The following is a 22,835-nucleotide window of genomic DNA, read 5'->3' on the forward strand; positions in this document are numbered from 1 at the left end:
CAACTTTGCAGAAACAGGACACTTTAACTTTGCGGCTACATAAATGTGGCGGGGAAGTTGGAATGTCCGTTTGTGTGCAAAGTAGAAGTGTCACTTTGGGCGCGTCTTCAGCTATTTAGAAATGCGACACTCGGCATGTCCACTTGCGCTAAGGCAAGCCCCCGACCAGACCGGCTGGACCCGGTTGCAAGGGAAGGGAGGGGGCGGGTGAGATGCTCCCCTTCGGCTTTAGCTTTGACAGTTGGAGCAGCCAGTCATTCCGCCGCATCGAGGTCAGAGAGCGCTTGTCGCCGTCGGGCAATGACGGCGGGATCGTTCATGAAATCCGTCTTCCGACCCGGCTTGCGGCCCCGCGGCGTGTAGCCATTCTTCTCGCTGTTGGTCCTGACCTTGGGCGCCGGCAGTTGCTCCTGACGCTCCTTGATATAGGCCAGGACATCGCCGAGCCGCTTGTTCTCGGTGATCGCCGCATGCGTCACCCGCTGGTCCTTGTCGAACGTCTTGTAGGGCAGGGAATGACCTTTCCAGCGCACGTCCAGCCGGCCATCGGCATAGGCATAGGTCTCGACATAGCGGCCAACCAGGCCACGCGTCACATCACTCTCTTCCAGCATGATCCGCTGGCGCTCGAACGAGAACGTCAACTGCGATCCGACATAGCGCTGCTCACGCTTGCACAGGATCTCCTTCAGCCGGTCCGACGCAAGATTCATCGGCCGATGCAGATTATCGGACCGGGTAGGGACAATCGCAAATCGCCCATTGTAGCGCTCAATGAAACCGGACAGGAAAGCGTTGCCGTCGTCCATGCCGGAAATCCCCGCCAGCCGCAGTTCCTTGACCAGTCGATCCTGCAACGTCCGGTTCATCCGCTCGACACGACCCTTCGCCTGGCTCGAATTTGCGCAAAGAATCTCGATGTTTAGCTCACAAAGCGCCCGCCCGAACTGGGTCATGCCCTGGCCACCCTTGGCCTCCTTCTTCGCCACCCGGAACACCGAATGCTTGTCGGAGTAGAAAGCCACAGGCGCGCCGTGATCGCGCAGGTAAAGCGCCAGCGCCTCGAAATAGCTGAAGGCGCTTTCCGAGCGCACGAACCGCAACTGCATCAGCTTGCCCGTCGCATCGTCGACGAACACCAGCAGCGAGCATGGATCACCGCGGTCCTCGAACCAGCGATGCTCGGACCCGTCAATCTGCACCAACTCGCCATAGGCTTCACGCCGCAAGCGCGGCTGATGAAACGTCCGCCGCTGCTTGCGCGAGAGCCACAGGCCCGCATCCACCATCCAGCTGCGCAACGTCTCGCGCGACACCCGCAACCCATCGCGCTCGGCAAGCTTCTCGGCCGCCAAGGTTGGTCCGAAGTCTGCATAGCGTTCGCCAACCAGCGTCACGGCGTAATCCCGAACCCCGTCGCTGATCCGGTTGTTCGACGGTCGGCCGATCGCTTTGTGCCGGATCGACGCCGCACCACCCGTGTTGATCCGCTCCAGCAGACGACGCACCTGGCGCGTACTCAGATCAAGCACATGTGCCGCCGACACCATCGTCATCCGGCCGGCGATCACATTCGATAGAATCTCGATCCGCTGCAGATCACGCTCGCTCATCGCAATCAGTCCCATCCGCAATCTCCCAGGTCATCAAACAAGGGGAGAGTGACATTCCAACTTTGCAGAAACAGGACACTTTAACTTTGCGGCTACAATAAATTGTGGCGTAATAGTTATTATGGAACATAAGATTGCTCCTGTCTCGAAGCGAGACTTCGTTGATTGAACCAGCTGACGACGCTGGTCGAACGGCGTAGCAAGCCTGAAATGAGGGATTGGCCTGGCGTGGGTGAATTCGCAGTCTACACCTCCACACAGCCAACGTTGTCACATTTTGTTGCATTGCAAGATGCCCTCGGCAGGACTAACTAAATGCTTCAATGGTTGCGACGAATGCGCAGCTTTTGACTAGCAAGCCTCTGAAATAACTTAGAATACGATTACTGAAGAAGCTTTTCTGCATTACTAAAACTTAATCTGCCCTGTGCAGCTCGATGGCCTTCCCTGTGCTATTTGTTAGCAGCTGCAGCATTTAAGGAAAAGCGTCCCGTGAGTACTATTCCGACAGAGAAAACCGTGCTGGTGTTTCAGGGCGGTGGTGCTTTGGGTGCCTACCAGGCCGGCGCTTACGAAGCTTTGCATGAGGCTGGCATCCGCCCCGACTGGCTGGCCGGGATATCCATCGGCTCGATCAACTCAGCCATCATTGCCGGAAGCCCCGTCGATCAGCGTGTCGATAACCTCAGGACCTTCTGGCATCGGGTATCGTCCGGCCTGCCCGGCCATTTTCTCGGCAATGGCAATGCGATGCGCAAATGGTTCAACGAATCCTCCGCTTTTCTGGGGTCTTTGACCGGCGTTCCCGGTTTTTTCACGCCGCGCGTCTTTGCGCCATGGAACATCCCGGGCGACCCGATGGCCGCGATCAGCCTTTACGACACCGCGCCGTTGCAGGAGACCCTCGCCGGTCTGGTCGATTTCGACCTGATCAATTCAGGTGCCATCCGTCTCAGCCTCGGCGCAGTCGACGTTGTTAGCGGCAACTTCAATTATTTCGACAACCGCGATTGCGCGTTTTCGCCCAAACACGTGGCCGCCTCCGGGGCGTTGCCGCCGGGTTTTGCGCCCGTCGAGATCGACGGCCGCTATTATTGGGATGGAGGTATCGTTTCCAATACGCCGCTGCAGCGCATTCTCGGTGGTAGCGAGTTGGAGACAGATCTCTGCATCTTCCAGGTCGATTTGTTCAGCGCCAAGGGCGTGCTGCCCAAGGATGTCTTTGACGTCGATGCCCGCGAGAAGGAAATCCGTTTTTCCAGCCGCACCCGGCTCAACACCGACCAGTTCCGCAAGCTTCAGTCGGTGCGCATGGCGGCCAAGCGGCTGATGGAAAAGCTGCCGCCTGAGCTGAAGGACGATCCTGATGCGAAGCTTCTTGAAAGGATCGGCAATGATTGCGCCGTCACCATGGTGCACCTGATCTATAGGCGTGCCGCCTACGAAACCGGATCCAAGGACTATGAGTTTTCGCGGCTCTCCGTGGAGGAACACTGGAAGGCCGGCCATGACGATGTGGTCGAGACGCTAAACCATCCAGAGTGGCTCAACCGAACGCGTCCGAACAATGGGATACGGATTTTCGACCTTGCCGAGCAACGCCTGCGTGGGAAAAACCATGAAAATTGAAGATGTCGTTCGTAATGCCTTTGCCATGCCGCTGACGAGTCCATCCTACCCGCCAGGGCCGTACCGGTTCGTCAATCGCGAATACATGATCATCACCTATCGCACCGATCCGGAGGCCCTGCGCCGGGTCGTGCCGGAGCCGCTGCAGTTCGATGAGCCGCTGGTGAAGTACGAATTCATCCGCATGCCGGACTCGACCGGCTTTGGCGACTATACCGAATCCGGCCAGGTCATCCCGGTGACCTATGAAGGCGTACACGGCGGTTACGTGCATTCTATGTACCTCAACGACGACGCGCCGATCGCCGGTGGCCGCGAGATTTGGGGCTTTCCGAAGAAACTGGCCGAGCCGTCGCTGACATCCGTCAAGGATGCGCTGGTCGGCACGCTCGACTATGGCGGTCAGCGCGTCGCCACCGCAACGATGGGCTTCAAGCATCGAACACTTGACAAGGCGAAAACCCTCGAAAGCCTGAAGCAGCCGAATTTCATGCTGAAGATCATTCCACATGTCGATTGCACACCGCGCATCTGCGAACTGGTGCGCTACTATCTGGAGGATTTGACGGTGAAAGGCGCGTGGGAAGGTCCGGGCGCCCTGGCGCTGTTTCCGCATGCGCTGGCGCCGGTCGCCGACCTGCCGGTGCTTGAGGTCAAATCCGCCATCCATATTCTCTCGGACCTGACGCTGGGCCTCGGCGAAGTGGTCCATGATTTTTTGCAAAATAGGGAGTCCAAACCATGAAGCTCAGGGACAAGGTCTGCATCGTCACGGGCTCGGCCAGCGGTATCGGGCTGGCGATCGCAAGGAAATACGTTTCAGAGGGTGCCAAGGTCGTCATTGCCGACCTGAAGCTCGAGGCGGCGCAAGCGGCGGCCAAGGATCTGACGGCTGCCGGCCCGGGCGAGGCGATCGGTCTTGCGATGGACGTGACCAGCGAGGAAGCCGTGAACGCCGGCGTCGCCGCCGTCGTAGCCAAGTGGGGCCGGGTGGACGTGCTCGTCTCCAATGCCGGCATCCAGATCGTCAACAAGATCGAGGACTACGCCTTTTCCGACTGGAAGAAGATGCTTGCCATCCATCTCGATGGCGCGTTCCTCACCACCAAGGCTTGCGTTCCCCACATGAAAGCGCAGAAGGGCGGCGCGATCATCTATATGGGCTCGGTGCATTCGCATGAGGCTTCGCCGCTGAAATCGGCCTACGTCACCGCCAAGCACGGCTTGCTCGGCCTTGCTCGTGTGGTCGCCAAGGAAGGCGGACCGGATGGCGTGCGTGCCAACGTCATCTGCCCCGGCTTCGTCCGGACGCCGCTGGTCGACAAGCAAATTCCGGAACAGGCAAAGGAACTCGGAATTTCCGAAGACGAGGTCATCAAGAAGGTAATGCTCGGCGGCACGGTGGATGCACAGTTTACGACGGTCGACGATGTCGCCGAAGTGGCGCTGCTCTTTGCCGGTTTCGAAACCAATGCTCTCACCGGCCAGTCACTCGTCGTCAGCCATGGCTGGTACATGCAGTAACGGTCGCGCTGAGGCATCGTATTTGGGTAGGCGGCTATCCACTTCGTCGATGGTCGCATCCGTGATCGGACCGACGACGCAAAATGGATTGGACGGCGGCTTCGGCGCTCCCGACTTCGTCAGTGGCGGCAATCTCTGATCTATAGCGCCGCGTGTCGGAAAAGACGCGCAAAGGATGCTGTAGCACTTTGAATTGCTGCATAATTTATCCTTAAGTCGATTCCGGTTTAAGCAATTATGCAGTAGTCTCGAATTCTCTCCGCCGGGCAGTTCAGCCGCAGGCTCATGACATTCGAAACGAGCGAGAGCTGTATTTTCATGACCACTCACCGCTTCATTCCGACGAGCTTTCACAATGTCATCGGCTCTCTTCCGCCGGCCCTGCACATCGCCGACGGCGATACCGTGGTTACCGAGACGCTCGACGCCGCCGGGCATGACAAGGACGGCACCAAGCAGGCATCCGGGCCCAATCCGATGAACGGCCCGATCTTCGTGGAAGGTGCCGAGCCCGGGGACGCGCTGAAGGTCGAGATCATCAGCATGATCCCGACCAGGGACACGGGGTTTACCCGCAGCGTCGTCGCGGCCAATGTGGTCGATCCCGAGGCGGTTCGCGACCTGCCGCCGCGCGACATCGCCATCTGGGCGATCGATCGCGAAGACTTGACCGTCCGGCTTTCCGAACCGGTTGCAGGTCTTGAAAATTTCGTTCTGCCTCTCGCCCCGATGATCGGCTGTTTCGGCGTGGCGCCCAGCCTCGGCCAGGCGATATCGACCGCGACCAGCGGCGAATATGGCGGCAACATGGATTATCGGCTGTTCGGCCCCGGCACCACCCTCCGCTTGCCCGTAGCGGCCCACGGCGCCCTGTTCTTTCTGGGCGACTGCCATGCCGTGCAAGGGGATGGCGAGATCGTCGGAACCGGCATCGAGACGACGTTCGAGGTCACGGTGCGGCTGACGGTGGAAAAGAAGGCCGGACTGGTCTGGCCGCGCGGGGAAACCGCCGAAGACATCTTCACCATCGGCAACGCCCGGCCACTCGATCAAGCGCTCCAGCACGCGACCAGCGAAATGCTGACCTGGCTGGCATCGGATTATGGGCTGGACAGGACGGCGGCCAGCCATCTGCTCGGCCAGGTGGTGCGTTATGACGTCGGCAACGTCTTCGACCCGGCCTATACGATGGCTTGCCGCGTTGCCAAGAAATGGCTGGTTCGCGGATAGAAGGTTCTCGGGAGCGGCCGTCCCCGGCCGGACTCCTCTTCATGCGTCACGTGATTGAGACTATCACAACACAGCCTGCCCGACGTCAGGACGAAATGTTTCGAGGGCAGCGGAAAGCTCCGTGCGGCCACGGCGGATTTCGCCGATGCCGGCTTCGGCTCCGATCAGGCCCTTGTTGTGCGCGTCACTGAGCCTGACGATCAGCTCGGCATAACTTTCCGAGAGTCCTGCGCGCATCAGCGTTGCCAGCCAATCGGCACGCGGCAGTTCGCGTGCGACGACGCGCCGGGTCAATAACCGCCCCAAGGCTGCCGCGATCTCGAGCGCCGTGTATTCGCGCGGCCCTTCACCATGGACGATCCGTGGCGAAGAGCGATAACCCTCGCCGGTCAGTAGAAGGTCGGCGGCCATATCGCCGATATCGGCGGCTGAGACGGTCGGGAAAGGTCGCGACAACGGTAGGTGCATGCTCGGCATTATGCCGGTCTCATTGGCGATCTTCAGGTAGCGTGCCCAGTTTTCCATATGTTCGGCCGAACGCAGAAAGACCATCCTGGTGCTGCACTGCTGGAACCGCTCTTCCATCGCTCGGAACAGGCTGGTAATGCCGGTGTCGATCGTCAGATGCGCGCCGTAATCCGAGATCGCCAGGACGCGCGGCGGCCGGGCGGCGTCGATCGCCTCCGCCATCCGCTCGATCGACTGCAGCATCTGGAGGCTGGCATCGGCGGCGCGAGGGTCGATCGGGCAGATGAGCTGTACAGTCGCCGCATCTCTCATCGCGAGCGCCATGGCATCGGAATCGCCAACCTCGGCCATGGCGATCTCGCATCCGAGCGCCGCAAGGGGTGCGGCCTTGGCGGGATCACGGAGCACTGCCCTCACGGGCGCGCCCTCGGCTGAAAGTCTTGTTATCGTTGCCTTGCCGACCTTGCCGGTGGCGCCGAAGATGACAAACATGATCATTCCTTCGTCTGTTCGCAGTCGAAGGATGATGCACTGGCGCTAAGGGGCATTGCCTGCGCATTCGGCCGATCCGTTGCAGGATCGGCCAATTTTTTCAATTGCGCCAGCGGGTGATGGTGCCGGGGCTGATGCCAAGCAGCCGCTTCATGCTGTTTGCCATATGGCTTTGATGCGCGAAGCCTGCTTCCAGCGCGATCTGGCTCAGCGGCAGGCTGGAGCTCCGGATCAGTGCATCGGCACGCGAGATCCGGCGGTGCATCACATATTGATGCGGCGGCATCCCGAAACTGTTTCGAAACTGCGTCTTCAGATGCGAGAGGCTCAGTCCGGCAAGACCCGCCAGGTCTGCAAGCGAAAGCGACGTGTCGAGATTATCCTCGATGTAGTCGGCAAGCATCCGCTTCTGACGGGGCGAGAGCGCTCTGCCGCTATCCACTGGACGAGAGCTGCCGCTGCCCGCCTCGACCAGACGGAGCGCGAGGGCCGTCGCCAGCGTATCGGCGTAGAGATTGTCGGACGGCACATTCGCTTCGAGTTCCGCTTTCAAGGCCCAGACGACTGCCTCGAGCCGCGGATCACGGAGTTGAAATTGCGGCACGATTGCCGTCGCGGGGTCGCGGCCGAGGTCGATGGCGGCCCGATGGAAAAGATCCTTGCTGATCTTCAGTCGCAGGATCATGCATTCGCGGTCGTCCTCCCAGACGCCATCGAGGCCGGCTGGCACCACGTCGATATCCCCATGCTTCTGCAGTCGGCGATGCTCCCGCCCGTCACAGCGGCATTGCGCCCGCACCGGCCGGCCGACGTGGACCCCGAGACGATGGTAGGGCGTGCCTGAAATATGCGTGCTGCCGGGCGGAATGCGTAGCAGCTCAGCCTCCAGACCGTGCCAGCCGCGCCCCCTGCTCGTTGCGAGGATTGTGGCACTTCCTGTCGGCGAATGATCGTTCATCGGTCCGTTCCGTTCGCTCGAATGGGACCAAGACTATCTCAAGCGTCACCTCCGCGGCAAGAAATGGTGCTGTCGGCGGGAACGATTTTTCTCAGTCGTGCCGGGACAGGAAACCGGAAACGGTCGCCAGGCAAAGCTGCTTTTCCTCGACATGCGGCATATGGCTGGAATTTTCGAAGAGCACCCATTCGCAGCCCGGAACGCGTTCGAGATAGGGCCTTACCACCAGGGGCGTCGCCTCGTCGTATTTTCCCGAGATCAGCAGCGTCGGGGCTTCGATGCGGTCCAGCCTGTTCTCGATCGTCCAGTCTTTCATCGTACCGATGACGTGAAATTCGGTCGGGCCGTTCATGTTGCGGTAGACGGTGTTGTCCTCGTCCATGATTGCAAAGGTCCGCGCCACTTCAGGCGGCCACGGCACCACGCGGCAGACATGGCGGTCATAGAAGACGCGTGAGGCGGCGATATAGTCCGGATCGGTGAGGCTTCCCGCCAGCTCATGCTTCAGCAGCGTGTCCTGCACCTCTTTCGGCAGTTCCTGCCTCAGCCGGTTCGCCTCCGAAACCCAGGTGTGCATGTTGGCCGGCGAGTTGGCGATGACAAGCGCCTTCAGACCTTGCGGCTGGCGCACCGCATGTTCGGCGCCGAGCATGCCGCCCCAGGACTGGCCGAGGAAGGCATAACGATCCCGAATGCCGAGATGGGAAAGTAGCGTGTCCAGCTCCTCGAGGAACAGGCCGACCGTCCAGAAATCCGGGCCTTTTTCCGGAAGTCGGGTGGAATTGCCATTGCCGAGCTGGTCGTAATGGATGACCGGACGGCCGTCGAGGGCGGCGATATCCTTGAAGGAATCGACATAATCATGGGTGCAGCCAGGCCCGCCATGGGCGACGACGAGGGGCAGCTTGCCGCTCTCCAGCGAACCGGTGACGCGATACCAGGTGCGATAGTCGCGAAAGGGCAGGTAAGCTTCTTTGGTCGTGACTTCGCCCACCGGTGTCTCCATCTCTTGGCGTCATGAAAAAAAGCATAACGCGGCGGCAACGGTGAAGGCAGCTATCACAAGTTATAGGGTGGCCAATTATGGGTAGGCCGGTCTTCGAGCAGGCGGTAATGGGTGGCGCGCACCACGGCCTGGGTTCGGTTGCGGGCGCCGAGTTTCTTTGTCGCGGCGTTCAGATGCATCACGACGGTCGGTACCGAACGGTCGATGATGCGGGAAATTTCCTTGGCGGAGTAACCTTCCGCCGAATGGCGCAGGCATTCACGTTCCCGCTCGGTCAGGCGGATCGTGCCGACGCTCTTCGCCCGCGTGTCGAAAAGCGAATAGGCGGTCTCATGGAAAACATGGGCAAGCAGGTTGAAGTCGGCGATATAGCGCAGTGCGTGCCGTTCGAAATCTTTGTTCCGGCCGAAGCGGATGCCGGTGACGGTCGCATAGTCGCCGCGTGGCATATGAACCGGAACGGTGACGCCGGTCGACATATCGCGTTCGCTCAAATAGCGCGTCACCGGCGCGGTGTCTTCGGTCATGAAACGGTTGATCAGCGTGTCGGCGTCCGGGTCGTAGTTCCAGAAGAAGGGCGCGGAGGTGCGCAGCGCCACCTGCTGCACCGGATCGATACGGAAATAGCCGCGATTGAACCAGTAATCGTGCATATCGTCGGAGATATTCCGCAGCTTCAGCAGCGATGGTATCATGATCGCGCCGTCGAGATCGTAAGGCACCGGTGTATAGTCGTAGATCAGCGCCTCGAAGCCGATCTGCTTCATCGCCTCGAAGGCCTGGTCGATGCGTCCATCAAGCGTTTCGTGCGCTGTAAACTGCCGTCTGATCGTTCCGATATCGTCAAGAATGGGGTCGTCACGAATGGGGTCGTCAAGCATGGGCTGCTCCCGGGGTTCGGCATTGCGGCCCACCCTATCACTTCTTATAGCTGGCACTGAATGCGGTTTAAGGTAAAAATTTAGCCGTGCCCAAATATTGAGCAAGGGAAATCTTCTGCCGGAGCGATCAATGTGGCGTGAAATACGGCCGGACGAGCGATTCGAGATCGATGTCGATGGCTATCGCGTCGTTGCCTATAGTTTCGGGACCGGCAGCGAGACGGTTTTCTGCCTGAACGGCGGGCCGGGTCTGCCCTGCGATTACCTGCGCGAGGCGCATTCCTGTCTCATCGACAAGGGCTATCGCGTCGTCGCCTTCGACCAACTCGGCACCGGCGCTTCCGACCGGCCGGACGATCTCTCGCTCTGGACGATCGGCCGTTATGTCGAAGAGACGGAGACGGTGCGCAAGGCGCTGGGGCTCGGCAAGGTCCACATGCTCGGCCATTCCTGGGGCGGCTGGCTGGCGATCGAATACGCGCTGACCTATCCCGAAAACCTCAAGACGCTGATCCTCGAAGATACCGTCGCCGATATGCCGCATCTGATCTCGGAACTGGAACGGCTGCGCGCGGCACTCGGTCCCGAAACTGTCTCGATGATGCAGAAGCACGAGGCGCAAGGCACCTACAATCATCCGGAATATCTCGCCGCCGTCACCATCCTCAACTACCGCCATGTCTGCCGTCTGCCGGAATGGCCGGCGCCGGTGCGCCGCTCGCTCGACGATTGGAACATGGCGCCCTATGAGACGATGCAGGGGCCGAACGAGTTTCTCTATATCGGCAACCTCAAGGACTGGAACCGTATACCCGACCTGCCGCGGCTGACGCTGCCGGTGCTCATCACGACGGGAGAACATGACGAGCTGACGCCGGCCTGTGCGCTGAGGATGAAGCTTGCGCTGCCGAATGCCGAGCTGAAGGTATTTGCCAATGCCAGCCACATGCCGTTCTATGAGAACCCGCAGGATTATTATCCGGCGCTTCTCGATTTTCTCGCCCGGCACGAGGCAGGCTGATGCAACAGGAAGCGGACCGAACAAGACGAAGACAAAGGGGCGATCGCCGTCATGCATCGCTATAAATTCGTTCTGACGCGACCGCTGCAGTTCCTGCCCGTCATCTTCGGCATCAGCGTCATCACTTTCATTCTGGTCCGGTTGATCCCCGGTGATCCGGCGCGCAACATCCTCGGCACGCGCGCGACGCCGGCGGCCCTTGCCAGTATCCGCGCCCAGTATGGGCTCGACCAGCCGATGTGGCTGCAATATGTCTATTTCCTCAAGAACCTCGCCAATGGCGAGATGGGCAAGTCGATCCTCTACAAGATCGACGTGCTGAAGCTGATCGTCACCCGCATCGAGCCGACGCTTGCGCTCGTCGTCTCCAGCGTCGTGCTTTCGGTCCTGATCGCGGTACCGATGTCGGCGATCGCCGCACGCAATGCCGGCCGGGCGCCGGATCATGCGGTGCGCATCGTCTCGACCTTCGGCATCGGTTTTCCGCCCTTCTGGCTGGGGCTGATGCTGATCATCCTGTTCAGCGTCGAACTCGGCGTGCTGCCGGTTTCGGGCTATGGTGCGACGATCGGCGAAAAGCTATCGCATCTCGTGCTGCCGAGCCTGACCGTCGCGCTATCGCTTTCGACGGTGCTGACGCGCAGCCTGCGGGCGGCGATGATCGAGCAGCTGAAGTCGGATGTCGCGACGGCGGCGCGCGCCCGCGGTATGCCCGAAGGTATCGTCTTCTGGCGGCACGTCCTGCCGAATTCGCTGGTGCCGACGATCAACCTGCTCGCCGTCAATATCGGCTGGCTGATCGGCGGCACGGTGGTGGTCGAGAGCGTCTTTGCGCTGCCCGGCATGGGACAGCTGCTGGTCAGGGCGATCTTTTCACGCGACTACATGGTGGTGCAGGGCGTCGCCATGGTCTTTGCCTGCGCCACCGTGCTCATCAACTTCATCGCCGACATCGTCACTGTCGCCGTCGATCCGAGGGTGAAGCTATGAGCATCGAGGCGACCGCCCCCGCATCCCCCGGCTGGCGCCGGTTCTTCGGCCGGCGGCCGATGCTTCTGCTCAGTGCCGGCCTGCTGCTGTTCTTCGTGCTGGTGGCAATCGGCGCGCCCATCGTCGCGCCCTACGACCCGATCATGCAGAATGCCGAGGTGCGCCTGCAGGCGCCGTCATTGTTGCATCCCTTCGGCACCGACAATTTCGGCCGAGACATCCTTTCCCGCGTCATCTGGGGCGCCCGCCTCGACCTGCAGATGGCGCTGATCGGCGTCATCTTCCCCTTCGTGATCGGCACGACGGTCGGCACGATCGCCGGCTTTTTCGGCGGGATCGTCGATGCGCTGTTCATGCGCCTCGTCGATATCATCCTCGCCTTCCCCTTCCTGGTGCTGATGCTGTCGATCATCGCCATCCTCGGCCCCGGCCTCGGCAGTTTCTACATCGCCATGGCGCTGGTCGGCTGGGTCTCCTATGCGCGGCTGATCCGGGCGCAGATGCTGGTGCTGAAAGGCAGCGACTATGCCGTTGCCGCCGTCAGCCTCGGCTTCAGCCGCCCGCGCATCATGTTCCGCCACCTGCTGCCGAACGCGATTGCCGGCTCGATCGTCTTTTCGATGTCCGATGCGACGCTGGTGCTGCTCAGCGGCGCTGCCGTCAGCTATCTCGGCCTCGGCGTCCAGCCGCCGATCGCCGAATGGGGCGTCATGGTCGCGGAAGGACAGAGCTTCATCACCACGGCATGGTGGATCACGCTATTTCCCGGCCTGTCCATCGTCTGCCTCGCCTTCGGCTTCAGCATGCTGGGCGATGCGCTCGGCGAACTGCTGGGGGTGCATGAATGAGCGGCTCCGTGCTGTCCGTCCGTGATCTCACCGTCAGGGCACATGTCGATTCCGGCCCGCGCACGCTGCTCGATGCGGTCTCGCTCGACCTCGGCAAGGGCGAGATCCTCGGTCTCGTCGGCGAGAGCGGCTCAGGCAAGAGCCTGTTCTGCCGTTCCCTGGTGCGTCTGCTGCCCTCCTCGCTGCTGAAGATCGAAAGCGGTAGCGTGCTGCTCGAGGGGCGCGACCTCATGCGGATCGACGATGGCGAGATGCTGAAAGTGCGCGGCGGCGAGATCGGCATGATCTTCCAGAACCCGACCAGCCATCTCGACCCGGTGATGCGGATCGGCGATCAGATCGCCGAGGGCATCCGCTATCACCAGGGCCTCGGCGCCCGCGAGGCCCGTATCGCGGCGACGGAAATCCTGGCGCAAGTGGGCTTCCCCGATCCGAAGCGCCAGTACGATAGCTATCCGCATGAATTTTCCGGCGGCATGCGGCAGCGGGCGATGATCGGCGTGGCGCTGTCCTGCAATCCGAAGATCCTGATCGCCGACGAGCCGACCACGGCGCTCGACGTGACCATCCAGGCGCAGATCCTGCGGCTGTTGATTGACATTCGTGATCGGCGCGGCCTGTCGATCATTCTGATCACCCACGATCTCGGTATCGTCGCCCAGACTTGCGACCGCATCGCCGTGCTGCGTGGCGGCAAGCTCATCGAAGAGGGGCCGAAGCGGACGATCCTGGCGCGGCCGCAGCATCCCTATACGATCAACCTGATCAACAGCCACCCTTCCCTGCCGGGCGCGATATCAGCATCGTTGCCCGAGCTTGCCGCGGCCAGCCAGCCGGCGAGACCATTGCTCGAAATCGATGATCTCCACGTGCGCTTCAGAGCCGGCGGCGCCCTGCTCAGGGGCGGTGCCAAGACGGTCAGCGCCGTTGCCGGCGTCAGCCTGCAGATCATGCCGGGCGAGACGGTCGGCATCGTCGGTGAATCCGGCAGCGGCAAGAGCACGCTTGCCCGCGCCGTGCTCGGCCTCACACCGCTTTCCTCGGGTCACGTCACCTTCGACGGCGTCGATCTGGCGCTACAGAAAAGCGCTGGCCTGGCAAAGCTCAGGCGCGAGACGGCGATGGTCTTCCAGGACCCCTATAATGCGCTTAATCCGCGGCTGACGATCGGGCAGATGCTGGCCGAGGTGCTGAAGGTACAGGGCAAGGTCGCCAGGGCCGATATCCCTGTTCGAATCGGCGAACTGCTCGATCTCGTCGGCCTCGAACGCGAATTCGCCGGCCGCAAACCGCGCAGCATGAGCGGCGGCCAGTGCCAGCGCGCGGGCATCGCCCGTGCGCTCGCCGTCGATCCGAAGCTGATCATCGCCGACGAATGCGTGGCCGCCCTCGACGTCACCATCCAGGCGCAGATCATCGAGCTCTTCCGCGAGCTCACGGCGAAGATGAACCTGACGCTGATCTTCATCGCCCATGATCTCGCGATCGTCCGCAATCTCTGCGAACGCGTCGTCGTGATGTACCGCGGTGAGATCGTCGAGGAAGGTCGCTCCGAAGAGGTCTTCGCGCGGCCGAAACATCCCTATACGGCGGCGCTGATCGCCGCCATTCCCGACATCGATCCTGACAAGCGGCTGCTTCAAGACGCCGACGGCAAGGACGATCCGCATTCGATGCCGATTCAATCAATCAAACGCATGCCATAACAACGAAGGGAACGAACTCATGACAAACAGGTGGAAATCAATTGGGCTTGCAGCCTTGCTCGCCGGTCTGACGCTCAGCGCAAGCTATGCCGAGGCCGCCGGTGTACTCACCATCGGCCGCCGCGAGGATTCGACGACATTCGATCCGATCAAGACCGCGCAGAACATCGACAACTGGGTGTTCTCCAACGTCTACGACGTGCTGATCCGCGTCGACAAGACAGGCACGAAACTGGAGCCGGGCCTTGCCGAAAGCTGGACCACCTCGGATGACGGACTGACCTACACGTTCAAGATCCGCGACGCGAAATTTTCCGACGGTTCGCCGCTGACGGCGGAAGATGCGGCCTACAGCCTGTTGCGCATCCGCGATGACGCTGCATCGCTCTGGAGCGATTCCTACAAGGTGATCGACACGGCCGTGGCGACCGACGCGCATACGCTGACGATCAAGCTCAAGAACCCGTCCGCGCCGTTCCTTTCGACGCTGGCGCTGCCGAATGCCTCCGTTATCTCCAAGAAGGGCATGGAATCGCTGGGCGCCGACGCCTATGGTGAAAAGCCGATCGCATCCGGCGCGTTCACCGTCGAGGAATGGCGGCGCGGCGACCGCGTCATCCTGAAGAAGAACCCGAATTTCTGGCAGGCGGACCGGGTGAAGCTCGACGGTGTCGAGTGGATCTCGGTGCCTGACGACAATACCCGCATGCTGAACGTCCAGGCCGGCGAGTTGGATACGGCGATCTTCGTTCCCTTTTCTCGGGTCGAGGAGCTGAAGAAGGACCCGAACCTCAACGTCGATATAGACGCTTCGACCCGTGAGGATCATCTGCTGATCAACCATGCGCATGGCGCGCTCGGCAAAAAGGAAGTCCGCCAGGCGCTGGATCTCGCGATCGACAAGAAGGCGATCGTCGATACCGTCACCTTCGGCCAGGGAACGGTCGCCAACTCCTATATTCCAAAGGGCGCTCTCTATTATTATGCCGACAATCTGCAGCGGCCTTATGATCCCGGAAAGGCAAAGGAGCTGTTGGCGGCCGCCGGCGCCTCGGACCTGACGCTGAATTATCTGGTCCGTGCCGGCGACGAAGTCGACGAACAGACGGCCGTTCTGGTCCAGCAGCAGTTGCAGAAGGCCGGCATCACCGCCAATCTGCAGAAGGTCGACCCGAGCCAGGAATGGGACATGATCGTTGCTGGCGACTACGACGTTTCGGTCAACTACTGGACAAACGACATTCTCGATCCGGACCAGAAGACCACCTTCGTCCTCGGCCACGATTCCAACAACAATTATTCGACCAATTACAAGAGCGAGGCAGTGAAGGAACTGGTCGCCAAGGCGCGTCTCGAGCTCGACCCGAAGAAGCGCGAGCAGATGTATGTCGATCTGCAGAAGATGGCCAAGGACGACGTCAACTGGATCGACCTCTATTACAGCCCCTATATCAACGTCTCGCGCAAGAATATCGAGAACTTCTATCAGAACCCGCTCGGCCGCTTCTTCCTGGAAGACACGGTCAAGAACTGAGTTCGGGCAGCATGTAGATGCTCCGCCACCTCCAGGGCGGCGGAGCATCATTTGTTGCTGCGACACGTAGGCTGGGGCCGCTTGCTTACTCGGCGGCCGCGAGCTTGTCCTGCGTCCTGGTGTCGAAGTCGCTGGCGTCGTGGCGCTCATGCAATTGGCTCGAGGGCTCGCCGGAGAGGCGGTTGACCATCCGGCCGCGTTGCACGGCTGGCCGGCTGTGGATGGTGTCGGCCCAGCGCAGCACGTTCTTATAGTCCTCGACCTGCAGAAACTCTGCTGCACCATAGGTCCAGCCCTTCACCAGGCCGCCATACCAGGGCCAGACGGCAATATCGGCGATCGTATATTGGCTGCCTGCCAGATATTCGCTTTCGGCGAGGCGACGATCGAGCACGTCGAGCTGACGCTTCACTTCCATGGCGAAGCGGTCGATCGCATATTCGATCTTCGTCGGCGCATAGGCGTAGAAATGGCCGAAACCGCCGCCGAGATAGGGCGCGCTTCCCATCTGCCAGAACAGCCATGACAGGCATTCGGCTCGCTCGCTCGGTTCCGTCGGCAGGAAGGCGCCGAACTTCTCGGCGAGATAGGTGAGAATCGCACCGGATTCGAAGACGCGGATCGGTTTTGATCCGCTGCGGTCCATCAGCGCCGGTATCTTGGAATTGGGATTGACCGCGACGAAGCCGCTTCCGAACTGGTCACCATCGCCGATCTTGATCAGCCAGGCGTCATATTCGGCACCGCTATGACCGAGAGCCAACAGCTCCTCGAGCATGATGGTGACCTTCTGGCCGTTCGGGGTGCCGAGCGAATAGAGCTGCAGCGGATGACGGCCGATCGGAAGCTCCTTGTCATGCGTCGGCCCCGCGATCGGGCGATTGATGCTGGCGAATTGGCCGCCATTCGCCTTGTTCCAGGTCCAGACTTTCGGGGGTGTATATTCGGAAGAACCGCTCATCTTTCAAACTCCTGGCATTGGTCGGACAGCGCGCGACGCCGGTGGGCCGCCGCATTTTTCCTGACATAGCAGAGGCGGTGAGGTTTTGTCAGAGGTGTTGGCGCGGTTTCACACAATCGTCAGAGTTGGCCAGGGATCAGATTCACGCTGTGAAGACTGGGTTTTGTTATGTACCAAATTGTATATTGGCTTAAAGGAGGTTCAGCATGGCCAGAAATACGTCGATATCGCTCGGCGAGCATTTCACCAGCTTCATCGATACGCGAGTCCAGGCTGGCCGCTATGGTTCAGCCACAGACGTTGTTCGGGCCGGCCTTCGCCTACTTGAAGAACACGAAGCCAAAGTGAAGGCATTACAGGACGCCTTGATTGAAGGCGAGGAATCCGGCCCTGCCACGCCCTTTGATTTCGATGCGTTCAACGCTCGCAAACGTGCGGCATTCGAGGCGAAATGACAGGCATCATATTTCTCCTGCTGCGGAAACCGATATTGGGATTATGCGGCGACAAGTTGGAATGTCGATCAGCAGACGTTACATCCAGGACTAAGAGACGCCTGCCACGAACTGGCGGAGGGAAGACGGATGAGCCGCCCCTCGGATATTCGGAAAGGGTACGAAAGGTCTCTGTTGGCTCTCATTTTCTGAGTTTCAAAAGCAACGATGCAGGCCAGATCATTCGTCGTGCACATCCTTCATCAAAGAATGGACGTAGCCAAGCACCTATAAGGCTGTTGCGGTCAGCGATCGATGTCGGGGCGCGCGAGGATTTCGTCCAACTGCCCGACGAGCACGCGGCTGCCCTCCACGTCGCCGGCCATCCTGGCAAAGACGTCCGCCATGCCGCGGAAGATGTTCGCCGCCGGATCGTCCTCGCCGAGGAAATCGGCAATCTCCTGCATTTCGGCGACCCATCGATAGGCTTTCGGATACATGTCGGGAATGGATCTCGAGAGCTTGCGGTCGACGTCGGGAAGGCTTTCCGAGAGCTCGACCTTCAGGCTTTCGGCGGCACCCGAACGCGATGCGGCAAGCAGCATGGCAGTGCCAAGGCCGATAAATCCCTTGTTGATGCCGGCATAACACATCTTTAGTGCCGAGGCGGCGCCGAGCGGCCCGTCGAGCCTGCGGATCCGCAGGCCGTAATCCTCGAGCAGCCGGCTTCGCCCCGCGGTATCGCCGCTGATATAGATGGTCGGACCTGGTTTGTCGGGAACCGGCGGCCCGCCGATGATCGCACCGTCAAGCACCTCGCCGCCGCTGCCTTCGAAGCGTGCCGCCAAAGCCTGCATCGTTTTCGGCGCAATCGCGTTGAGGTCGATGAAGGGAGGCGGCGCCTGCATCCCCGACGATATGTCCGCGATGAGTTCGGCAACCTTGATCGCCTCCGCCGGCGGAACGATCGACAAGATCAGCTCGGCCTTCGTCAGCTCCTGGCGGCCGACCGGCACCATGCCGGCTGCCTTTGCCCGCGCAATCGTCTGCTCGCTCCTGCCCTCGAGATAGGTCAGCACCGTAGCGCCGTGGTCGATCAACCTTTTGGCGACGGCACTTCCCATCGCACCCGATCCGATAATCGCAAAATTCGGCATGTGAACCTCAATAAGTGACGACACTGGGTTAGAAATGTTGCCGGAGACCATGCCGTCAACTGCGACGATTCAGCCGGAGGTCTGTTCAGAAGCAGCTGGCCGTTTCATGCCCGCTGCCTAGCGGCACTTTTTCTTGATATTCGTCAATGTCGGGACGGTCGACACCGGTATGATCGGTGCTATCATTCACATTCGAGGATATGGATTTCAATGTATCGGACGATCATCTGCGGCATCGGCATGGGTTCCCGCAAAACGGCCAGCCGCCTTCTGCGCCGGGCTGCTGCGCTGATGGACGAAGGCGGAAGCATCGTCGTCATGCACGTCATCGAGCATATCCCCCGCCGTCACCTGACGGAGCTTCCCGAGGAATTCGAAACGACCGCCATCGTCGACGCCGAAAAGAAGCTAGCATCGCTCTGCAAGGAGCTGGGAATTCCGGCGATGATCGAGGTTCGTATCGGCGTTGCCGCCTCCCTACTCGTCTCCAGCGCAAGGGAGAAATCGGCCGATCTTATCCTGGTTTCATCCCATGTGACCGATATCACCGACTTCGTCTTCTCCTCGATCGTCGACAAGGTTGTGCGCCATGCCGGGTGCTCGGTTCTGATCGATCGGCGACCCGATCCCGCGCATGAAGGCTGGGCGCCTCAAGTGGAAGACGCAGCGTTGTTCTAGTCCCGCTGCGGATTGATGAAGTCGATCACAGTGACCGGCCTCCCCTCCCCGGCGGCGGCCCGACAACCTATATCATTGCTGAGCCAACCAGCAGTATTCGCTGCCCGACCGGAGATATGTATGAGCCAGGATCCCTATGAGCTTCTAGGCGTGAAGCGGGATGCGACGCAAAAGGATATTCAAAGCGCGTTCCGCAAGCTCGCCAAGAAACTTCACCCCGACCTTAACCCCGGCGACAAAAAAGCTGAGGAACGGTTCAAGCAAATTTCAACGGCCTACGAGATCTTGAGTGACGAGCAAAAACGCGGACGCTTCGACCGCGGCGAGATCGATATAACGGGCGCCGAGCGGGCGCAGCGCAATTATTACCGCGACTACGCGTCGAAGAGCGGGCCAGGCGATCCCTACCACAACAGCGCCGGCTTTGCCGATTTCAGCGATGCCGACGATATCTTCGCCAGCTTCTTTTCACGTCGTTCCGGCGGCGGCCAGACCCGTGGACGTGGCCGTGACCGGCAATTTTCCATGGAGGTCGACTTTCTCGAGGCCGTCAACGGCACCAGGACGGAGGTCAAGATGCCGAATGGTCCGGCGCTCGACGTACAGATCCCGCCGGGGACGCGCGACGGCCAGACCTTGCGGCTGCGCGGCAAGGGCGAGCCGGGCACCGGCGGTGGGCCGGTGGGCGATGCCCTGATCGAAATCCGTGTGCGCCCGCACCGCTTCTTTACGCGAGACGGCGACGATATCCGCCTGGAACTGCCGATCTCCCTCAGTGAGGCCGTGCTTGGTGGCAAGGTTCGCGTGCCGACGCCGTCGGGACCGGTCAATCTGACGCTGCCGCCTCATTCGAACACGGGCAAGGTCCTGCGTCTCAAGAGCAAAGGTGTCGCAAAACGCGGCGGCGGACACGGCGACGTCTACATCTCGCTGAAGATCGTGCTGCCCGACGCCTCGGATGAGCGGCTGACGGCCTTCATGAAGGAATGGGCGACGGCAAACTCCTACGATCCGAGAGAGAACATGGAGGCTTGATCATGAATGATCTCGAATTCCGTCTTTACTTGAAAATCGACATCGTCCAGCTCGATCTCTGGATCGAACAGGGTTGGTTGATCCCGGAGATCTCAGGCGGCCAAAGGCAATTTCGTGACGCCGACATCGCACGCGCCCGGCTGATCCTGGACCTCATGGCAAACATGGGCGTCAACGAAGCCGGCGTCGATATCGTCATGGAGCTGGTCGACGAGCTGCACGGCCTGCGGGGAACGATGGGCAAGCTGATGACCGCCATCAGCAGGCAGGAGCGGGATGTTCAGCGCCAACTGTTCGAGAGCCTCGAGGACATGGATCGGTTTTAGCCAGAACCAGCTTCTACGTGGTGAACCAATAGCGGACGATGTGGAAGAACAGCGGTGCAGCGAAGGTGATGGAGTCCAGGCGGTCAAGCACGCCGCCATGGCCCTCGATCACATAGCCCCAGTCCTTGGCATTGAGATCGCGCTTGATGGCAGAGAGCACGAAACCGCCGAAGAAGCCCGCGACGACGATGACGGTGCTGATGGCTGCGGCCTGCAGCGGCGAAAACGGCGTCAGCCGATAAAGCAGCGTTCCCACGAGGATGGCCGAGGCGCCGCCTCCGACCAGCCCTTCGATCGTCTTCGACGGGCTGATATTCGGCGAGAAGCGGTGCTTTCCAAGGAGCTTGCCCCAGACATATTGGAAGACATCGCTGAGCTGTACGACCACGACCAGATAGACGAGAAGGAGCGCCGACGGCGTGCCGGTCTCCAGCATGAGCAGGGCGGGAGCGTGGCTGATCGAATAGACCGTCAGCATCAGTCCCCATTGCACCCTGGCGCTGCGGGCGAGGAATTCGTTGACGTCACCCGTCAAGGTCGCCACCGCCGGCAGGATCAGGAAGGCATAGACCGGGATGAAGATCGCAAACAGGCCGTACCACTCCGTTCCGAGCAGCACGTAATGCAGCGGCAGCACAACGAAGAAGGACAGGAAAAGCGCCAGATGATCGCCGCGCCGCGATGGTGTCAGGGTCCAGAACTCGCGAAGCGCCATAAAGGACAGGAATGCGAACAGGATGACCGTCGCCGTGTCGCCGAGCAGGATCGCGCCGCCGAACACCGCGACCATGATCCACCAGGAGCGGATACGGGCGTTGAGGTTTTGGACGGTGGCGATGGAGCCGGGTTCGGTCGCGCGCCGCTGAAGGACAAAACCGATGGCCGAGGCGACGGCAAGCAGGCCGAGGATGGCGGCCAGCACGATGGAGAAAAGGCTGGTCATGCGGCATGCCCCCCATCCGCGAGCTCAATGACCGCGGCGCGGGCACGAGCCAGGAATTCGGTCTTTTCCTCGCCTGGTTCGACGCGCAGCGGCTTGCCGAAGCGCGCCGTGCAGGTGATCGGGACGATCAGCATGCTTCCCTTCGGCAGGATGCGCTGCAGGTTGTCGAGATGGATCGGCACGAGATCGACATCCGGAAAACGGCAGGCGAGGCGATAGATGCCGCTGCGGAACGGGGCGATCTCATCGGTGGTGCTTCTCGTTCCCTCAGGAAAAATCAGGATCGAATGCCCCTCCTCGAGCAGACGCTCTAACGGAGCCAGCGGATCGCTGTCCGGCGGAGGCTTGCGGTCTATCAGGACGGCACGCAGGCATTTCTCCGCGATGAAACGGCGAAAGGCGCTGGTTCCCCAATAATCGCGCGCCGCAACCGGATGGGTCATGCGGCGCACCTGATATGGCAGGGCGGCCATGACGGCGACGGTATCGATGTGGCTGTTGTGATTGGCGAAATAGATGCGGCGGCTGGGATCGGGCGCGCAGCCCCGCCACTCGCTTCGGGCGCCGACCAGGATACGGACGAACAGCACGAGAAGGCGACGGATGAGCGCGATCATAGTCTCTCCAGGGAACGGGCAAGCGTTATCGTGCGTGTGATGCAGGTGACAAGGCTGCCGGCCGCGATGACCGCGGATGCCAAGATCAGCGACCAGTGGCTGCCTGATGCCAGCGTCTCGACGCTCTGGGCGAGGAGGCCCGCCGTCAGCACCGCCATGCGGCGCTGCTTGGCCATGATGCCGCTGAAGTCCTGGGGAAGACCGACCGATCCTCCAAAGACCCTGATATAGGCGGTGAGTGCGGCGAGCAGCGCAGCCAGCCAGCCGAGCCAGCCAAAGCCGCAGGCATAGCCAGCCGCGACGAGAAACAGGCTGTCGGCGACCCGGTCGGGGAATTCATTATAGAGCGGCCCGCTCTTGGTTTTCTTGCCGCCTTCGATCGCGACCATTCCGTCCAGCAGATTGCAGACGAGCCGCAGTTGCACCGAGATCGCGGCGCAAACCATGGCAATCGGATGTGTTGTGAAAACAATGAGCGCTGCGCCTATGCCCGCGAATACGACCGATAAAAGCGAAATGCCGTTCGGTGTCGCGCCGCTGCGCGCCAGCCACGCGCTGAGGCCGATGGCCCAGGACGACGACCGGCTCGCGATCGGTCGCCGCGAGGCGCCTTCTTCTTCCCCCATTATCATTTTCCCCAACCCCTATCCTCCCTGCATATCCTGCCAATGTCGTCGCGCCAAGTCGTAACGCCCTGTATATTCGGCCCAGGGTCTGTCGCGCTGACCCGGAAAAGCGCTTTTTTTGGAAGAGAGCCCTGACTTCTTGAGAACTTGCCGGCGTA

23 protein-coding genes are annotated in these 22,835 nt (G+C 60.8%); 13 read left to right on the plus strand and 10 right to left on the minus strand.

The window, feature by feature from the left end; all coding sequences use genetic code 11:
- Nucleotides 1–254: 254 nt before the first annotated feature.
- Nucleotides 255–1,628, minus strand: a complete 1,374-nt coding sequence (locus AC244Q_RS32715; protein ID WP_128405802.1) for an ISNCY family transposase — start codon at nucleotides 1,626–1,628, stop codon at nucleotides 255–257.
- 477 nt (nucleotides 1,629–2,105) lie between these two features.
- Between AC244Q_RS32715 and AC244Q_RS32720 the strand changes: the two genes are divergently transcribed.
- The 4 genes from AC244Q_RS32720 to AC244Q_RS32735 all read left to right on the plus strand — a co-directional run bounded on the left by AC244Q_RS32720 (nucleotide 2,106) and on the right by AC244Q_RS32735 (nucleotide 5,996).
- Nucleotides 2,106–3,242, plus strand: coding sequence for a DUF3734 domain-containing protein (locus AC244Q_RS32720; protein ID WP_128405801.1), 1,137 nt, complete (start codon nucleotides 2,106–2,108; stop codon nucleotides 3,240–3,242).
- Nucleotides 3,232–3,987 (plus strand): acetoacetate decarboxylase, encoded by a 756-nt coding sequence (locus tag AC244Q_RS32725; protein WP_128405800.1) that lies wholly within the window; start codon nucleotides 3,232–3,234, stop codon nucleotides 3,985–3,987. The genes AC244Q_RS32720 and AC244Q_RS32725 overlap by 11 nt, the downstream gene beginning before the upstream one ends.
- Nucleotides 3,984–4,766 (plus strand): 3-hydroxybutyrate dehydrogenase, encoded by a 783-nt coding sequence (locus AC244Q_RS32730; RefSeq protein WP_012760101.1) that lies wholly within the window; start codon nucleotides 3,984–3,986, stop codon nucleotides 4,764–4,766. Before AC244Q_RS32725 ends, AC244Q_RS32730 begins: the two co-directional genes overlap by 4 nt.
- A 318-nt stretch (nucleotides 4,767–5,084) precedes the next feature.
- Nucleotides 5,085–5,996: an acetamidase/formamidase family protein gene (locus AC244Q_RS32735; RefSeq protein ID WP_128405799.1), complete on the plus strand. Its 912-nt coding sequence runs from the start codon at nucleotides 5,085–5,087 to the stop codon at nucleotides 5,994–5,996.
- A 63-nt stretch (nucleotides 5,997–6,059) separates the two neighbouring features.
- Here the strand turns inward: AC244Q_RS32735 and AC244Q_RS32740 are convergent, their stop codons facing one another.
- The 4 genes from AC244Q_RS32740 to AC244Q_RS32755 form a co-directional block, all read right to left on the minus strand.
- Nucleotides 6,060–6,962, minus strand: a complete 903-nt coding sequence (locus AC244Q_RS32740; RefSeq protein ID WP_128405798.1) for an NAD(P)H-binding protein — start codon at nucleotides 6,960–6,962, stop codon at nucleotides 6,060–6,062.
- 94 nt (nucleotides 6,963–7,056) lie between these two features.
- Nucleotides 7,057–7,914 (minus strand): helix-turn-helix transcriptional regulator, encoded by an 858-nt coding sequence (locus tag AC244Q_RS32745; RefSeq protein WP_128405797.1) that lies wholly within the window; start codon nucleotides 7,912–7,914, stop codon nucleotides 7,057–7,059.
- Nucleotides 7,915–8,005: 91 nt separating this feature from the next.
- Complete coding sequence (locus AC244Q_RS32750) at nucleotides 8,006–8,908, minus strand: proline iminopeptidase-family hydrolase (protein WP_113545376.1); 903 nt, start codon at nucleotides 8,906–8,908, stop codon at nucleotides 8,006–8,008.
- Nucleotides 8,909–8,973: 65 nt separating this feature from the next.
- Complete coding sequence (locus tag AC244Q_RS32755; RefSeq protein WP_028743398.1) at nucleotides 8,974–9,771, minus strand: helix-turn-helix transcriptional regulator; 798 nt, start codon at nucleotides 9,769–9,771, stop codon at nucleotides 8,974–8,976.
- Between the two features lie 160 nt (nucleotides 9,772–9,931).
- Between AC244Q_RS32755 and AC244Q_RS32760 the strand changes: the two genes are divergently transcribed.
- The 5 genes from AC244Q_RS32760 to AC244Q_RS32780 are packed head-to-tail and all read left to right on the plus strand — an operon-like array spanning nucleotide 9,932 to nucleotide 15,900.
- Entirely contained in the window at nucleotides 9,932–10,822 is an 891-nt protein-coding gene (locus AC244Q_RS32760; RefSeq protein ID WP_017997160.1) for a proline iminopeptidase-family hydrolase, read from the plus strand.
- 51 nt (nucleotides 10,823–10,873) lie between these two features.
- On the plus strand, nucleotides 10,874–11,812 hold the full coding sequence (locus AC244Q_RS32765; protein WP_003549356.1) for an ABC transporter permease: 939 nt from the start codon (nucleotides 10,874–10,876) through the stop codon (nucleotides 11,810–11,812).
- Nucleotides 11,809–12,660 (plus strand): ABC transporter permease, encoded by an 852-nt coding sequence (locus AC244Q_RS32770; protein ID WP_128405796.1) that lies wholly within the window; start codon nucleotides 11,809–11,811, stop codon nucleotides 12,658–12,660. The genes AC244Q_RS32765 and AC244Q_RS32770 overlap by 4 nt, the downstream gene beginning before the upstream one ends.
- Nucleotides 12,657–14,366: a dipeptide ABC transporter ATP-binding protein gene (locus AC244Q_RS32775; protein WP_128405795.1), complete on the plus strand. Its 1,710-nt coding sequence runs from the start codon at nucleotides 12,657–12,659 to the stop codon at nucleotides 14,364–14,366. Before AC244Q_RS32770 ends, AC244Q_RS32775 begins: the two co-directional genes overlap by 4 nt.
- A 19-nt stretch (nucleotides 14,367–14,385) precedes the next feature.
- Nucleotides 14,386–15,900, plus strand: a complete 1,515-nt coding sequence (locus AC244Q_RS32780) for an ABC transporter substrate-binding protein (protein WP_128405794.1) — start codon at nucleotides 14,386–14,388, stop codon at nucleotides 15,898–15,900.
- A gap of 85 nt (nucleotides 15,901–15,985) precedes the next feature.
- Here the strand turns inward: AC244Q_RS32780 and yghU are convergent, their stop codons facing one another.
- Nucleotides 15,986–16,861 carry a glutathione-dependent disulfide-bond oxidoreductase gene (gene yghU / locus AC244Q_RS32785; RefSeq protein ID WP_128405793.1) on the minus strand — a complete coding sequence of 292 codons (876 nt, stop codon included), beginning with the start codon at nucleotides 16,859–16,861 and terminating at the stop codon, nucleotides 15,986–15,988.
- Nucleotides 16,862–17,067: 206 nt separating this feature from the next.
- On the opposite strand from yghU, the gene AC244Q_RS32790 reads away from it, so the two are divergent.
- Nucleotides 17,068–17,316 carry a type II toxin-antitoxin system ParD family antitoxin gene (locus tag AC244Q_RS32790; protein WP_128405792.1) on the plus strand — a complete coding sequence of 83 codons (249 nt, stop codon included), beginning with the start codon at nucleotides 17,068–17,070 and terminating at the stop codon, nucleotides 17,314–17,316.
- 284 nt (nucleotides 17,317–17,600) lie between these two features.
- Here AC244Q_RS32790 and AC244Q_RS32795 read toward each other — a convergent pair whose 3' ends face one another.
- Nucleotides 17,601–18,503 (minus strand): NAD(P)-dependent oxidoreductase, encoded by a 903-nt coding sequence (locus AC244Q_RS32795; protein ID WP_128405791.1) that lies wholly within the window; start codon nucleotides 18,501–18,503, stop codon nucleotides 17,601–17,603.
- A gap of 159 nt (nucleotides 18,504–18,662) precedes the next feature.
- Between AC244Q_RS32795 and AC244Q_RS32800 the strand changes: the two genes are divergently transcribed.
- The 3 genes from AC244Q_RS32800 to AC244Q_RS32810 all read left to right on the plus strand — a co-directional run bounded on the left by AC244Q_RS32800 (nucleotide 18,663) and on the right by AC244Q_RS32810 (nucleotide 20,491).
- Nucleotides 18,663–19,130 (plus strand): universal stress protein, encoded by a 468-nt coding sequence (locus tag AC244Q_RS32800; protein WP_128405790.1) that lies wholly within the window; start codon nucleotides 18,663–18,665, stop codon nucleotides 19,128–19,130.
- 120 nt (nucleotides 19,131–19,250) lie between these two features.
- Complete coding sequence (locus tag AC244Q_RS32805) at nucleotides 19,251–20,165, plus strand: DnaJ C-terminal domain-containing protein (protein ID WP_128405789.1); 915 nt, start codon at nucleotides 19,251–19,253, stop codon at nucleotides 20,163–20,165.
- Between the two features lie 2 nt (nucleotides 20,166–20,167).
- The gene (locus AC244Q_RS32810; RefSeq protein WP_128405788.1) at nucleotides 20,168–20,491 is read left to right on the plus strand and encodes a chaperone modulator CbpM; all 324 of its coding nucleotides are present in this window, start codon (nucleotides 20,168–20,170) and stop codon (nucleotides 20,489–20,491) included.
- 13 nt (nucleotides 20,492–20,504) lie between these two features.
- Here AC244Q_RS32810 and AC244Q_RS32815 read toward each other — a convergent pair whose 3' ends face one another.
- The 3 genes from AC244Q_RS32815 to AC244Q_RS32825 are packed head-to-tail and all read right to left on the minus strand — an operon-like array spanning nucleotide 20,505 to nucleotide 22,677.
- The gene (locus AC244Q_RS32815; RefSeq protein WP_128405787.1) at nucleotides 20,505–21,434 is read right to left on the minus strand and encodes a phosphatidate cytidylyltransferase; all 930 of its coding nucleotides are present in this window, start codon (nucleotides 21,432–21,434) and stop codon (nucleotides 20,505–20,507) included.
- Complete coding sequence (locus AC244Q_RS32820) at nucleotides 21,431–22,051, minus strand: lysophospholipid acyltransferase family protein (protein WP_128405786.1); 621 nt, start codon at nucleotides 22,049–22,051, stop codon at nucleotides 21,431–21,433. The genes AC244Q_RS32815 and AC244Q_RS32820 overlap by 4 nt, the downstream gene beginning before the upstream one ends.
- On the minus strand, nucleotides 22,048–22,677 hold the full coding sequence (locus AC244Q_RS32825) for a CDP-alcohol phosphatidyltransferase family protein (protein ID WP_017997173.1): 630 nt from the start codon (nucleotides 22,675–22,677) through the stop codon (nucleotides 22,048–22,050). The genes AC244Q_RS32820 and AC244Q_RS32825 overlap by 4 nt, the downstream gene beginning before the upstream one ends.
- Between the last annotated feature and the right edge of the window lie 158 nt (nucleotides 22,678–22,835).

This window comes from Rhizobium sp. CB2179, assembly GCF_057653455.1.